This is a genomic window from Pseudomonas sp. Irchel 3F3, assembly GCF_900187545.1.
Lineage (GTDB): Bacteria > Pseudomonadota > Gammaproteobacteria > Pseudomonadales > Pseudomonadaceae > Aquipseudomonas > Aquipseudomonas fortuita.
Genome location: NZ_FYDS01000014.1, coordinates 1 through 14,160, shown reverse-complemented (window position 1 = coordinate 14,160; position 14,160 = coordinate 1). Strand labels below are relative to the sequence as shown.

At 62.0% G+C, this 14,160-nt stretch carries 11 protein-coding genes and 1 pseudogene; 7 read left to right on the top strand and 5 right to left on the bottom strand.

Going from position 1 to position 14,160, the window contains the following annotated elements; genetic code table 11:
- The first annotated feature begins 164 nt into the window (after positions 1-164).
- Positions 165-482, top strand: a complete 318-nt coding sequence (sugE, locus tag CKW35_RS24515) for a quaternary ammonium compound efflux SMR transporter SugE (protein ID WP_012270979.1) — start codon at positions 165-167, stop codon at positions 480-482.
- A gap of 10 nt (positions 483-492) precedes the next feature.
- On the opposite strand, the gene CKW35_RS24510 is transcribed toward sugE, so the two are convergent.
- Positions 493-2,370 carry an MFS transporter gene (locus CKW35_RS24510; protein WP_095117049.1) on the bottom strand — a complete coding sequence of 626 codons (1,878 nt, stop codon included), beginning with the start codon at positions 2,368-2,370 and terminating at the stop codon, positions 493-495.
- A gap of 184 nt (positions 2,371-2,554) precedes the next feature.
- Here CKW35_RS24510 and CKW35_RS24505 point away from each other — a divergent pair, with 184 nt between their 5' ends.
- Both CKW35_RS24505 and CKW35_RS24500 read left to right on the top strand, forming a co-directional pair.
- The gene (locus CKW35_RS24505; protein ID WP_095117048.1) at positions 2,555-3,733 is read left to right on the top strand and encodes an MFS transporter; all 1,179 of its coding nucleotides are present in this window, start codon (positions 2,555-2,557) and stop codon (positions 3,731-3,733) included.
- 125 nt (positions 3,734-3,858) lie between these two features.
- The gene (locus CKW35_RS24500) at positions 3,859-7,338 is read left to right on the top strand and encodes a hybrid sensor histidine kinase/response regulator (RefSeq protein WP_016485296.1); all 3,480 of its coding nucleotides are present in this window, start codon (positions 3,859-3,861) and stop codon (positions 7,336-7,338) included.
- Here CKW35_RS24500 and rmuC read toward each other — a convergent pair.
- Positions 7,310-8,680 carry a DNA recombination protein RmuC gene (gene rmuC / locus CKW35_RS24495; protein ID WP_172455955.1) on the bottom strand — a complete coding sequence of 457 codons (1,371 nt, stop codon included), beginning with the start codon at positions 8,678-8,680 and terminating at the stop codon, positions 7,310-7,312. The genes CKW35_RS24500 and rmuC overlap by 29 nt on opposite strands.
- 180 nt (positions 8,681-8,860) lie before the next feature.
- Positions 8,861-9,199, bottom strand: a pseudogene (locus CKW35_RS24490) (sel1 repeat family protein); the annotation flags it as partial.
- Between the two features lie 948 nt (positions 9,200-10,147).
- On the opposite strand from CKW35_RS24490, the gene CKW35_RS24485 reads away from it, so the two are divergent.
- The 3 genes from CKW35_RS24485 to CKW35_RS24475 all read left to right on the top strand — a co-directional run bounded on the left by CKW35_RS24485 (position 10,148) and on the right by CKW35_RS24475 (position 12,517).
- A complete protein-coding gene (locus tag CKW35_RS24485) occupies positions 10,148-10,372 on the top strand; it encodes a hypothetical protein (protein ID WP_009686213.1) in 225 nt (74 codons plus the stop codon).
- Positions 10,373-10,621: 249 nt separating this feature from the next.
- The gene (locus CKW35_RS24480) at positions 10,622-11,104 is read left to right on the top strand and encodes a hypothetical protein (RefSeq protein WP_016485293.1); all 483 of its coding nucleotides are present in this window, start codon (positions 10,622-10,624) and stop codon (positions 11,102-11,104) included.
- A 147-nt stretch (positions 11,105-11,251) separates the two neighbouring features.
- Entirely contained in the window at positions 11,252-12,517 is a 1,266-nt protein-coding gene (locus CKW35_RS24475; protein ID WP_023048965.1) for an OmpP1/FadL family transporter, read from the top strand.
- A gap of 42 nt (positions 12,518-12,559) precedes the next feature.
- Here CKW35_RS24475 and CKW35_RS24470 read toward each other — a convergent pair whose 3' ends face one another.
- On the bottom strand, positions 12,560-13,489 hold the full coding sequence (locus tag CKW35_RS24470; protein WP_016485291.1) for a LysR family transcriptional regulator: 930 nt from the start codon (positions 13,487-13,489) through the stop codon (positions 12,560-12,562).
- A gap of 115 nt (positions 13,490-13,604) precedes the next feature.
- On the opposite strand from CKW35_RS24470, the gene CKW35_RS24465 reads away from it, so the two are divergent.
- Positions 13,605-13,865: a DUF2798 domain-containing protein gene (locus CKW35_RS24465; RefSeq protein WP_016485290.1), complete on the top strand. Its 261-nt coding sequence runs from the start codon at positions 13,605-13,607 to the stop codon at positions 13,863-13,865.
- Here CKW35_RS24465 and CKW35_RS28415 read toward each other — a convergent pair.
- The gene (locus CKW35_RS28415) at positions 13,846-14,094 is read right to left on the bottom strand and encodes a hypothetical protein (protein ID WP_177434968.1); all 249 of its coding nucleotides are present in this window, start codon (positions 14,092-14,094) and stop codon (positions 13,846-13,848) included. The two genes, CKW35_RS24465 and CKW35_RS28415, sit on opposite strands and share 20 nt — an antisense overlap.
- Positions 14,095-14,160: the final 66 nt, after the last annotated feature.

The window sequence follows — 14,160 nt, the reverse complement described above, 5'->3', positions numbered from 1 at the left end:
TATACGGTCCCTGTGGGAGCGGGTTTACCCGCGAAGAGGCCGGCACAGGCTTGCCCTGAAACCTGCAGGTGTGCACCATAGTGCCCACGGTGAGGACGGCCTCACGACGCACCGCGTGACCATTCCGGGGACGGCCCCATCATTTAAACGATGGAGACACTCACATGTCCTGGATCATCCTGTTCTTCGCCGGCCTGTTCGAGGTCGGCTGGGCCGTGGGCCTGAAATACACGGACGGCTTCAGTAAACCGATTCCCACCGTACTCACGGTCGGCGCCATGGTCATCAGCCTGGGCTTGCTCGGCCTGGCCATGAAAGAACTGCCGCTGGGCACCGCCTATGCCATCTGGACCGGTGTTGGCGCAGTCGGCACTGTCATCGCCGGGATCATCCTGTTCGGCGAGTCCATGGCCTTGGTACGTCTGGTCAGTGTGGCGCTGATCGTCTGCGGCCTTGTCGGCCTGAAAGTCAGCGCCAGCTGACCCTGCCTGGCTAGCGCAGGTCACCGCGCAGGCGGCTGACCTGCTCGCGCAACAGCTCAGGCTGCGCTGCCTCCACCGGGATGGCAGCGCCCGCCACAATGGTTACCCGCGACCACAGGCGCCTGAAAAAGCCTTTGGCCGGGTCACGGCTGAAGAAACTGCCCCACAACCCCTGCAAAGCCAGCGGAATCACCGGCACCGGCGTTTCTTCGAGGATGCGCTTGACGCCGCCTTTGAACACATCGATCTCGCCATCGCCGGTCAACTTGCCCTCCGGGAAGATGCACACCAGCTCACCAGCAGCCAGGTACCCGGCAATGCGTGCGAAGGCCCGCTCGTAGGTGGCGGGGTCTTCACTGCGCCCGGCAATCGGGATGGCGCCTGCGGTGCGGAACACGAAGTTGAGCACTGGCAGGTTGTAGATCTTGTAATACATCACAAAGCGGATCGGCCGGCGAATTGCTCCGCCCAGCAGCAATGCATCAACGAACGACACGTGGTTGCACACCAGCAGCGCCGCGCCTTCGTCGGGGATGCGCTCAAGGTCGCGGTGCTGCACGCGGTACATCGAATGGCTGAGCAGCCAGATCAGGAAGCGCATGGTGAACTCGGGCACGATCCTGAAGATGTAGGCGTTGACCGCGATATTAAGCAGCGACACCACCAGGAACAGCTGCGGGATGCTCAGCTCGGCAAGCCCCATCAGGATGATGGTAAGCACCGCCGACACCACCATGAACAAGGCATTGAGGATGTTGTTGGCCGCAATCACCCGGGCGCGCTGGTCTTCGGCCGTGCGGGCCTGAATCAGCGCATACAGCGGCACAATGTAGAAGCCACCGAACACGCCCAGGCCGACGATCGACAGCAGGATCCACCAGGCCTGGCCCATGCCCAGCAGCTCCAGCCAGTCATGCGGCGCCGCTGCTACCGGCACATCGCCGGAGTGCCACCACCAAAGCAGGCCGAACAGGGTCAGGCCGAACGAGCCGAACGGCACCAGGCCGATCTCCACCTTGCGCCCGCTAAGCCGTTCGCATAGCAACGAACCCAAGGCGATGCCCACCGAGAACAGCGTCAGCACCAAGGTCACCACCGTGCCATCGCCGTGCAGCCAGTCTTTGGCATAGGCCGGGATCTGCGTGAGGTAGATGGCCCCGACAAACCAGAACCACGAGTTACCCACGATCGAGCGCGACACAGCGGGCGGCTGCCCCAGGCCCATGCGCAGAATTGCCCACGATTGCCTGAAGATGTTCCAGTCCAGCGGCATGTTCGGCGAGGCGGCAGCGGCCCGCGGGATCCAGCGGCTGGCCAGGTAGCCGAGCACCGCAGTGCCAACCACACCGCCGGCCACTACCGTGGCATAGCTGTCGGCCGACATCATGACCCCGGCACCGATGGTGCCGGCAAGGATGGCGAGGAACGTGCCGGTTTCCACCAGCCCGTTGCCGCCGACCAACTCCTGCTCGCGCAGGGCCTGCGGCAGGATCGAGTACTTCACCGGGCCGAACAGCGCCGAGTGGGTTCCCATGCCGAACAGCGCCACCAGCATCAGCGCCAGGTGGTTGGTGATGAAACCGAGCGCACCGATTGCCATGATGACGATCTCGGCCAGCTTGATCGCACGGATAAGCGCGTCCTTGGCGAACTTCTCACCAAACTGCCCGCCCAGCGCCGAGAACAGAAAGAACGGCAGAATGAACAGCAAGGCGCACAGGTTGACCCAGATCGAACGGTCACCGTCACCAAGGCTGAGCTTGAACAGGATCGCGAGGATCAGCGATTGTTTGAACAGGTTGTCGTTGAAGGCACCCAGCGACTGGGTGATGAAAAACGGCAGGAAGCGCCGCTTGCCGAGCAAGGTGAATTGCGAGGAGTGACTCATCGTCCTTGGTCCTGAGGGCTTTTCAATTGGAGGCGCGCCGGGCACGTCAGGCCACAAATCTGCATGGCAAATGCCTTGGCTGGCAAGCCTACACGCTTTTTGCAGAAGCAGCCGGGGCACTCCTGCCGAGGCCACATGTGGCTTATGCTTGTGCCCGGCAAACCAGAACAACAAGGACGTGGTAATGCTAGCTGCCCTGAAACGCTACCCGCACACCGTACGCCTGCTGCTGCTGACCACGTTCACCCTCACTGTCGCCCGCGCCCTCACCCTGCCCTACCTGGTGGTGTACCTGGCCGACAACTTCCAGCTGCAGATCAGCCAGATCGGCCTGCTGATCGGTGGCGCGCTGATCATCGCCTCGCTGCTGAGCCTGTATGGTGGCCACCTGGTCGACACCGTGCGCAACCACACGCTGGTCAGCGCCAGCACCCTGCTGTTCGCCCTGGCCTTCGTCGCCGCGGTCGTCAGTGAATCGGCGCTATTGTTCTTTTTGTGCCTGGTGCTGATCAACCTGGCGCTTGCAGTGGTCGACATCGCCGCCAAGGCAGGCTTCTGTGCCTTGCTGCCAGTGGAAGCGCGGGCCGAGGTGTTCGCCATCAAGTACACCCTCAGCAACGTCGGCTACGCCGCCGGCCCGCTGCTGGGGGTCGCCATGCTGGAACTGGACGACCACATGCCGTTCATCGCCTCGGCCCTGCTAGGCCTGGGCATGTGCCTGGCCTACTGGCGCCTTGGCGACCGTGACCTGCAGGCGAGCGCACCGGACAAGCCTGCGGCCGGCTTCGGCCAGGTGGCGCTGGGGCTGGCGCGTGACCGCCGGCTGGTGTATTTCACCTTGGGCGGGGTGCTCAGCGCGGTGGTGTTCGGCCAATTCACCGCCTACCTGTCGCAGTACCTGGTGGTCACCAGCAGCCCGACGGAGGCGGCGCGGCTGGTCGGCTACCTGGTCACCACCAACGCAGTGACGGTGATTGCCCTGCAGTACCTGATTGGCCGGCGCATCAGCCGCCAGCACCTGATGCCCTGGTTGCTGGCCGGCATGGCCCTGTTCATCGCCGGGCTGCTGGGCTTTTCGCTGGCAGGCTCGGTGCTGGCGTGGTGCCTGGCGATGCTGGTGTTCACCCTGGGCGAGATCATCGTGATCCCTGCCGAATACATGTTCATCGACCTGATCGCGCCGGAGCACTTGCGCGGGGTGTATTACGGCGCGCAGAACCTGTCCAACCTCGGGGCGGCGCTGGGGCCGGTGATGGTGGGGTTTGCCCTGGTGCACCTTTGGCCGGGGGCAATTTTCTACCTGCTGGTGTTGTCGGTGTTGCTGGCGGGGGTGTTTTACGGGTTGGGCACCCGAAAAAAATGATGTTTTGTTTCAGATCAATCGCGAGCAAGCTCTCGCCTACAACCATGGTCTGCGCTGACGAAGCTGCACCTGCGTGCCAGACTGGTTGATCGGGACCGCGTTATCTTTTTTGCTTCGGAGTTTTCATGTCGTTGTCCAGCGGGCTGATCGCCGTGGTCGCCCTGGCCTATATGGCCGTCATGTTCGCCATCGCCTTTTACGGCGACCGCCGCAGCACGCCGTTGCCGCCGAAGCTGCGTGCCTGGGTGTACAGTTTGTCGCTGGCCGTTTACTGCACCAGCTGGACCTTCTTCGGCGCCGTCGGCCAGGCCGCCGAACAGCTTTGGGCATTCCTGCCGATCTACCTGGGCCCGGTGCTGCTGCTGATCTTCGCGCCCTGGGTGCTGCAGAAGATGGTGCTGATCAGCAAACAGCAGAACATTACCTCAATCGCCGACTTCATCGCCGCACGCTATGGCAAGTCGCAAACCCTGGCGGTGGTGGTGGCGCTGATCTGCCTGGTCGGCGTGTTGCCGTACATTGCCCTGCAGCTCAAAGGCATCGTGCTGGGGGTCAACCTGCTGATCGGGGCCAACGCGGACGCCACCGGCACCCGCGTGCAGGACACCGCGCTGGTGGTGTCCCTGGTGCTGGCACTGTTCGCCATCGTGTTCGGCACCCGCAGCCTGGACGTGACCGAACACCACCGTGGCATGGTGCTGGCGATTGCCTTCGAATCGCTGATCAAGTTGCTGGCCTTCCTGGCCGTGGGCATTTTCGTGGTGTTCAACCTGTATGACGGCTTCGACGACCTGTTCAGCCAGGCACGCCAGTCGATCCACTTGCAGGCCTATTGGCAAGAAACCGTCAACTGGCCGTCGATGGTGGTGCAAACCGCGGTGGCGATGATGGCGATCATCTGCCTGCCCAGGCAGTTCCACGTCACCGTGGTAGAGAACATCGAACCCCAGGACATGCGCCTGGCGCGCTGGGTGTTTCCGATGTACCTGGCGCTGGCCGCGCTGTTCGTGGTGCCGATTGCCCTGGCCGGGCAGATGCTGCTGCCGGGCACGGTGATTTCCGACTCGTTCGTCATCAGCCTGCCGTTGGCCGAGGCGCACCCGAGCCTGGCCCTGCTGGCGTTCATTGGCGGCGCTTCGGCAGCCACCGGCATGGTCATCGTCGAGGCGGTGGCGCTGTCGACCATGGTCTCCAACGACATGTTGCTGCCCTGGCTGCTGCGCCGCAACAACGCCGAGCGGCCGTTCGAGGCCTTCCGCCACTGGATGCTCTCGGTGCGCCGGGTAACCATTGTGGTGATCCTGCTGCTGGCCTACGTCAGCTATCGCCTGCTGGGCTCTACCGCCAGCCTGGCGACCATCGGCCAGATCGCCTTTGCCGCCGTCACCCAGCTCACCCCGGCCATGCTCGGCGCGCTGTACTGGAAGCAGGCCAACCGCCGCGGCGTGTTCGCCGGCCTCGCGGCAGGCATCTTCCTGTGGTTCTACACCTTGGTGCTGCCGATTGCCGCGCATAGCCTGGGCTGGCCGCTGCAGCTGTTCCCGGGGCTGGCCTGGCTGCATGGCAACCCACTGGGCCTGCCAATAAGCCCGCTGACACAAGGGGTGGTGCTTTCCCTGGCGGGCAACTTCACCCTGTTCGCCTGGGTCTCGGTACTGTCGCGTACACGGGTTTCCGAACACTGGCAAGCCGGCCGCTTCATCGGCCAGCAGACCAGCGCCCGCCCCAGCAGCAAGCCATTGCTGGCGGTGCAGATCGACGACCTGCTGACCCTGGCGTCGCGTTTTGTTGGCGAGGAGCGCGCCCGGCAGAGCTTCATCCGCTTCGCCTACCGCCAGGGCAAGGGCTTCAACCCCAACCAGAATGCCGACGGCGACTGGATCGAGCACACCGAGCGCCTACTGGCCGGGGTGCTCGGAACCTCGTCGACCCGCGCCGTGGTCAAGGCGGCCATCGAAGGCCGCGACATGCAGCTGGAAGACGTGGTACGCATCGCCGACGAAGCCAGCGAGGTACTGCAGTTCAACCGCGCGTTGCTGCAGGGCGCCATCGAAAACATCAACCAGGGCATCAGCGTGGTCGACCAGAACCTGCACCTGGTGGCCTGGAACCGTCGCTACCTGGAGCTGTTCAACTACCCCGACGGGCTGATCAGCGTGGGCCGGCCGATTGCCGACATCATCCGCTACAACGCCGAGCGTGGCCTGTGCGGCCCAGGCGAAGCACAGGTGCATGTGGCGCGGCGCCTACACTGGATGCGCCAAGGCCGCGCGCATTCTTCCGAACGGCTGTTCCCCAATGGCCGGGTGATCGAGCTGATCGGTAACCCGATGCCGGGGGGCGGCTTCGTCATGAGTTTCACCGACATCACCCCGTTCCGTGAGGCCGAGCAGGCCCTGCGCGATGCCAACGAAGGCCTGGAACAACGGGTGGCCGAGCGCACCCACGAACTGTCGCAACTGAACCAGGCGTTGTCCGAAGCCAAGAGCCAGGCCGAAGCGGTAAGCAAGTCCAAGACCCGTTTCCTGGCGGCGGTCAGCCATGACCTGATGCAACCCCTGAACGCCGCTCGGCTGTTCTCCGCCGCCTTGTCGCAGCAGGCCGAGGGCATGAACGAAGAGGCCCAGCAATTGGTACAGCACATGGACAGTTCGCTGCGCTCGGCCGAAGAGCTGATCAGCGACCTGCTGGACATCTCGCGCCTTGAAAACGGCAAGATCACCCCTGACGCCAAGCCCTTCGCCCTCAACGAACTGTTCGACACGCTGGGTGCCGAGTTCAAGGTACTGGCGGCCGAGAAAGGCCTGGAGTTCCGCCTGCGTGGCAGCCGGCTGCGGGTAGACAGCGACATGAAGCTGTTGCGTCGGGTACTGCAGAACTTCCTTACCAATGCCCTGCGCTACGGCAAGAGCCCGATCCTGCTGGGCGCGCGCCGCCAGGGCGAGCGGCTGTGGCTGGAGGTGTGGGACCGTGGCCCGGGCATCGCCGACGACAAGCTGCAAGTGATCTTCCAGGAGTTCAAGCGCCTGGACAGCCACCAGACACGCGCCGAAAAAGGCCTGGGCCTGGGCCTGGCGATTGCCGACGGCCTGTGCCGGGTGCTGGGGCACCCGCTGCAAGTGCGCTCGTGGCCGGGCAAGGGCACGGTGTTCCGCGTCAGCGTGCCGATTGCCCGCCAGGCCGCTCCGGCGCCAAGCGCCCCCGCAGAACAACAGGGCGGCCAGCCACTGGCGGGGCTGCAAGTGCTGTGCGTGGACAACGAAGACAGCATCCTGATTGGCATGAACAGCCTGCTCAGCCGCTGGGGCTGCCAGGTATGGACCGCGCGCAACCAGGCCGAATGCGAAGCCCTGCTGGCCAAAGGCATGCGCCCCCATCTGGCGCTGGTGGACTACCACCTGGATGACGGCGAGACCGGTACCGGGCTGATGGGCTGGCTACGTGCGCGCCTGGGCGAGCCGGTGCCAGGCGTGGTGATCAGCGCCGACGGCAGCAAGGAAACCATCGCCATGGTGCATGCCTCAGGCCTGGATTACCTGGCCAAACCGGTCAAGCCGGCGGCCCTGCGCGCCATGCTCAACCGCCATCTGAGCCAGGTTCAGTAACCGCTGCATCCGGCACCTCATCGGACAGCGCCCGCTCCAGCAAGTCTGCCGGCAGGCTCTTGCTGGCGCGGGCGCCCAGCAGCTTCAGCTGTTCGCTGCGGCTGACCAGGTTGCCGCGCCCCTCGCACAGTTTGTTACGGGCCGCCGCATAGGCCTTGTCCACCTGCTGCAGCCGGCTGCCCAGCTCATCCAGGTCCTGGATGAACAGCACGAACTTGTCGTACAGCCAGCCGGCGCGCTCGGCAATTTCCCGGGCATTCTGGCCCTGTCGCTCCTGTTTCCACAGGCTGTCGATCACCCGCAGGGTAGCCAGCAGGGTGGTGGGGCTGACAATCACGATATGCCGGTCGAAGGCTTCCTGGAACAGGTTCGGCTCGGCCTGCAAGGCCGCAGAGAAGGCCGCCTCGATGGGCACGAACAGCAGCACGAAATCCAGGCTGTGCAGGCCTTCGAGGCGGTTGTAGTCCTTGCTCGACAAACCTTTGACGTGGCTGCGCAGCGACTGGACATGCTGCTTGAGCGCGGCCTCATCATTGCTGGCGACAAACTGCTGGTACGCCGTGAGGCTGACCTTGGCATCCACCACCACCTGTTTGTCGCCGGGTAACATGATCAGCACATCGGGCTGGAAACGCTCGCCGTCGGCGCTCTTGAGGCTGACCTGGGTCTGGTATTCACGGCCTTTTTCCAGGCCGGCATGCTCCAGCACCCGCTCAAGGATCAGCTCGCCCCAGTTGCCTTGGGTTTTCTGGCCTTTCAGAGCCTGGGTCAGGTTGGTGGCTTCGTCGGACAGGCGCAGGTTGAGCTGTTGCAGGCGCTCAAGCTCTTTGCCCAGGGAAAAACGTTCGCGGGCTTCCTGCTGATAGCTTTCTTCCACGCGTTTTTCAAAAGACTGGATGCGCTCCTTGAGCGGGTCGAGCAACTGGCCCAGATGCTGCTGGCTGGTCTGGGCGAAGCGTTGCTCGCGCTCGTCGAAGATTTTGGTGGCCATGTCGGCAAACTGGGCGCGCAGGGTGTCGCGGGCTTCCTGCAGGTCTTCCAGGCGCTGCTGATGGCTTTCCTGCTGCTCACGCAGTTCGGCCTCCAGACGCGCTGCCTGCGCCTCCAGGCGCCGCAACTCGGCTTCACGGTTGGCACGCTCCAGGCTCCAGGCGTGGGCCGCGTCACGGGCGTTGTCGCGGTCAATCTGCAGCAACTCCAGTTCGCGGCCTTGGGCGGCCATCTGAGCCTGCTTGACGGTATTGGCTTCGCTGAGGTCGCTGACTTCGTCGCGGCTGGCCTCCAGCTGGGCCTGCAGGCCAGCCAGGGTCAATTGTGCTGCGTTGAAGCGCTCTTCGAGCAAGGCCTGCTCGCTTTGCCGTGCACCCTGGCGGCGCTGCACCTGCATGACCCACACCAGGCAAGGTAAAGCACCTGCCACCAAGCCCAGCAGAATGCTGCCCAGATCCACTGTCATGCTTACCCCGATCACGCTGTTGCAAATTGAGTGCAGCTTATCAGCCCGGGGCTTGTCGGAGCATTACTTCGCCTGGTCCGGTGCGTTGTTCTGGCACAGCCGCGCATACTCCAGCTGTGCTCGCCGATCACCGGCGCGGGCAGCCTGGCGCAGCAGTTCATGGCCAATACGCCGGTCGCGGGCATTGCCGCAATCGCGGCACAGCATCTGCCCCAAACGGCTCTGTGCCACCACCACGCCCTGACGCGCCGGCTGTTTCAGCAGCCGCCCGGCCAAGTGTTTGACCTGCCGCTTGTCGCCCAGGCGCGGGCTGTCGAGCAGCCACAAGGCAACTTTCAAGGAAAAGCGTTCGGGAAGAGGCGTCGATGCAGCGGGGCTGGTGAGGTGTTTACCGCGAAACTTCATGAGCAACAGGCTTGGTAACTCGAAAGGCGCGCCACTCTACTCTTTTTTTTCCGCCATGACCTGTCGATTTCTGAAGGATTGAAAAAAAATTTCAATGATCTTTTCTTGACGTTTTCCAGTCGATGACCAACTGGTCTGTCGGGGCATGTCGATTGTCGGACAGTTGATTGCAATGCTGGCACGCCCGTTCTAGAGCAAGCGCCCGGGACAATCCACAGTTCCTGTGGATAACTCGGTGGACAACCCCCTTGCACACCCCGCAAAGCCCCGTAAATTGGGGCTTTGTCTCAAACTGACGATTTTTTCACCAGCTAAAAATAGTGTTTTTTTTCATTGACTTAACCGCCCAGTCAAGGCATTGGCGAGGCTGTTGAGGCGTGTTGCCGGCTTGTTACAACCGCTGACCCGAATGTGAACAAGTGCACCATTAATCGTCATTGGCGTGCACGAAATGGGCACATCAGCCTGGATACGGGCCGTTTGCCCCTCTTCACAGCAATGCGATTACGCGCCATACTGCGCGGCTCACCTGAACAAACGTAGGGCTTGCCAAGCGCCAATCTTTCCAGTAAGGTGCCCCTCGTTAGTACCAAGCTGAAAGTCAATTCGGGCCACATCGTCCTTGCAGACCCACTCCCCCCAAGAGTGCGCTGCTGAAACCAGGACGGCCCATTCGATGATTCACTTCGCCAGCCTCAGGCTGCTCAAGCACGAATCACGTGACAGATTGATCAGGATTCCACCCGACGGCCTAGAACCTTGGCCCCGGAGTGCTGCCTGCCTTCCGAAGTACCTACCAGTCAGCCCAAGCGCCCACATTTGATTGCGCTCCCTCTGGCTGCCCTGTTCCAGTCAGGTTCGTTCGTCCCTTAATAATGGCGTCACTGGAACGTTTCTATCATGCACGGATCATATCCCCCGTGTTTAAAGCAGGAACCTCCAACAATTATGCAAACTCATCATCAGATTCAGGCTGCCATTGGCACCCTCTCCCAGGCCTTCTCGCCGTTGAAGTGCCTTATCGTTGCCCCACGCAAGGGCAGCTTCAGCTTTACCCTGGTAGACGAACACGGCGTCGCCTGCCACACCGAGCGCCTGTACCCTGAACAGTACAGCCGGAACGAACCGCTGCAGGCGGTCATCGCCCGGACTCGTCAATCGCTCACCGCGTGAGCGGCGAATACCGTGGTATTCAAGCGCTGAATCGGCCTGTTGTAAGCCTGCCTGAACGTTCTTGGCGTAATTGCCTCAGGGCATATAGCCCGGGACGTCAGGCAGCAATCGATTTAAAAACAGCTCTTTACACCACGATTATCACACTACACTTCAACTCGAGCGGTGCTTACCGCTTCCGGCGGGCCTGATCTTTCACCAGCTGCCAAGCTCCAGCGCCCGTCCGGCCCTTAATTGCTCGAGGGCATCATGGGTATTGCGGCGAATGAATTGTGTCAGTATGTGATCCGACCCACCCTGGTCTACCTGAACCGTCACTGCGCCAGCGCCGAAGCCTTGTTGCTGGGCATAGCCGCCAGCCAGTCGGCACTCGGGTCAGCTTTGCATGACCGGCGCGGGCACGGCCTTTACCGCATTGGCGAACACCGTCACCGGGCACTCTGGGACGAATATCTGGCCCGCGACCCCGACCTGGCCAGCCTTGTACGCGGCCTGGCCAGCCAGCACGCCTTCCTGGGCGGTCCGCATCTGGAACTCACCGTCAACCTGCGCTATTCCACTGCAATTGCCTGGATGCTGGTCGAAGAGCAGGGCACGCCACTGCCCGCAGCTGACGACCTGTTAGCGCTGGCGCGGATCTGGCGGCAGATTTTCCATCCCCAAGGTCGCTTGCGCGACTTCACCCATGCCTGGCACACCTGCATAGATCAGAAATTGCCACAAGCATCTTAAGAAGCGTCCTACAACATTACCGGAAAAAAGGGAATTTTGGTCGGATTGTCCTACAAAAGCGCTCTATCTTCAGCGATTGCCGCTATAGCGCAGCGCGTGATTTGTTGGTAGCTTTTCGCCCCGGAGATCCCAAGGAGTTTTCTAATAATGAAAAAAGTAATGCTCAAAACCTCCCTCGGCGTAGCGGTTGCAATTGCTTCCAGCCAACTGCTCGCCAGCGGCTTCGCGCTCAACGAACAGAGCATCAGCAGCATGGGGACAGGTTTCGCGGGACGTTCTTCTTCTGCCGATGATGCCAGCACCGTGTTTGGCAACCCGGCCGGCATGTCCCGCCTCAAACGCGAACAGGCTACCGTGGGCGCCGCCGCCGTTATCGCCAAGTCCGATATCTCGGGCCGTGGCAGCAACCTCGGGGGGGAAACCGATGGTGACATGGTGCCTTTCGTTGGCGTACCCATGGGTTACTACGTCAAGCCGATCGACGACCACTGGAGCGTCGGCTTCGGTGTCTACGTACCGTTCGGCCTGGTAACCGACTATGGCAGCGATGATGCCGCGCGCTACTGGGGCAAAAAGAGCCACGTACAGGTTGTCACGTTCCAGCCGACGGTCAGCTATGCCTTCAACGACAAGGTCTCGATCGGTTTTGGCCCGACCATCAACCGCATCGAAGGGGAACTGGGCTCGAGCCTGATCAACCCGTTCACGCCGGGCCGTAATGACGGCGAAGTGAAAATCAAGGGTGACGATACCGCCGTTGGCTACAACATCGGCATCCTGGTGCAGGCCACCGACCGTACCCGCGTCGGCCTCACCTACCACTCGATGGTCGACTACAAGCTGGAGGGCAAGACCCGCGTCAGCACCCCGCTGATTGGGCCGTTCAACGGCAGCAAGTTCGACGCAACGCTGAAGATCAAGACGCCGGAATCGGTCGACCTCTCGGTGACCCATGAACTGGACGATCAGTGGACCCTGTATGCAGGCAGCACCTGGACCCGCTGGAGCCGCCTGAAAGACATCACCGTGCAGAACGATGTCCCGGCGCCACTGGCAGGTTCGGCGTTCCAGACCATCACCGAAGAACAGAACTGGCATGACACCTGGGCCCACGCCATTGGTGCGTCGTACAAGGTCAACAAGGAGTGGGTGCTGCGCACTGGCTTCACCGTCGACCAATCGCCGACCAACAACCACGACCGTTCGCCACGTATCCCGACTGGCGACCGCAAGGTGTTCAGCCTGGGTGCCGGCTGGAGCCCAAACGACGACATGACCATCGACGTGGCCTATTCCTACCTGTGGGAGGAAGACACCAAGGTCAATCAGGTGAGCGCAACCAAAGGCAGCTACCAGGCCAAGTACGAGAACAGCGCTCACGGTATCGGTGCCTCCCTCACCTACCGCTTCTGATCCGTACGTACCCTCTGAAAAACCGCCCTCGTGGCGGTTTTTTCATGCCTGTACCTGCCAACTGTCCCCCAGGCACTCGCGCAGATAATCCGTGAACACACGCACTTTCGCGGTCATGGCAAAACGGTCGGCCAGGCACAGGTAGATATCCATCGGTTCAGTCTGGGCGTAGGCTTGGCCACTGTCGCTGTACTCGAACAACGGTACCAGTGCACCGCTGGCCAGATGCGGTCGCACAATGAACTCAGCCAGGCGGGTGATGCCGCCATCGTGCAGCGCCATCTGAGTCAGTGCGTCGATGTCGTCGCTGATCAGCACGCTGCCGAACTCCGCTTCAAAACGCAGCCCGTCGCGCATAAAGCCCCAGCGTAAAAACCGCCCATCCACCGGGTAGCGGAACACAAGGCAGCGGTGATCGCGCAATGCCTCGGGCGAACCCGGCACCCCAGCGCTTTGCAAATAACCGGGCGAGGCGCAGCAAATGAACGGGATACGGGCTATGTGCCGAGCCAACAGCTGGTCTTCCAGTTGCGGGGCAATGCGCAGGCTCACATCGACGTCTTCACGGGCGTGGTTTACCCGCCGATCAGTCGTTACCAACTCTATCGAAAGCAGCGGATAGCGGCGACTGAATGCGGGGATGAGTGGCGCCAGCACGTGGCGGCCAAAAGCGGACGTCGAGGCAATGCAAAGACGCCCTTGGGGTTCACTGTCTGGCGTAGTGACGGCCTGCTCGGCCAGAGCCAGGTCACGTTCGATATGCCTGACACGCTCGTAATACTGCGTACCCGCCGGCGTTAGTGCCATGCTGCGGGTGGTACGACTGAGCAGGCGCACCTGCAGATGGCCCTCCAGGCGTGCCAGGTTCTGGCTGACCGCTGCCGGGCTAAGGCCCAGGCTACGGGCGCCGCCGGCGATGCTGCCGGCCTCCACCACTTTGATGAAGCTGCGGATGGCGTTGAGCAGGTCCATGCGTGAGCTCTCGGATTCGTAAGAATCTCTTTATAAAGAACTCAGTAAAGCTGGTCTACAGCTGCGGCCGGGCGGGTTGCTAACCTGCGGCTCCACTCACCTTTCAGGAGTTCACATGAGCAACCTGTCCCAGTCGCGCAGCCGACGCAAATTGCACCCGGGTGCTACGCCTTACGTTTTTGCCTTTTTCATGTCGTCGATCATGGCGCTACTGATGTGCTTCGTGATCACTGCGGCGAATGCCGGGGTTACTGCGCAGTACCTGAGCAATGTGCTGAAGGCCTATCAACTGGCGATGCCTGTGGCGTTTGTTTGTGTGCTGATGGTCAGGCCGGTGGTTGTGCGGTTGGTGGCGATTACGGTGCATGCAAAGTGAAGTAACCCAAAGCCGAGCCCCGGCTCTTGCTCTTGCTCTTGCTCTTGCTCTTGCTCTTGCTCTTGCTCTTGCTCTTGCTCTTGCTCTTGCTCTTGCTCTTGCTCTTGCTCTTGCTCTTGCTCTTGCTCTTGCTCTTGCTCTTGATCTTGATCTTGATCTTGATCTTGATCTTGATCTTCGCGACTTCAGGAGGCCGAACGCAGGCCTTGCGGAGGGAGGTGACGGGCATGGATGCCCGTCAAGCGCTGGGCCCCAGGATGGGGCCTGCAGCGCGGTCCTCCCGGGAGCGAGGCCG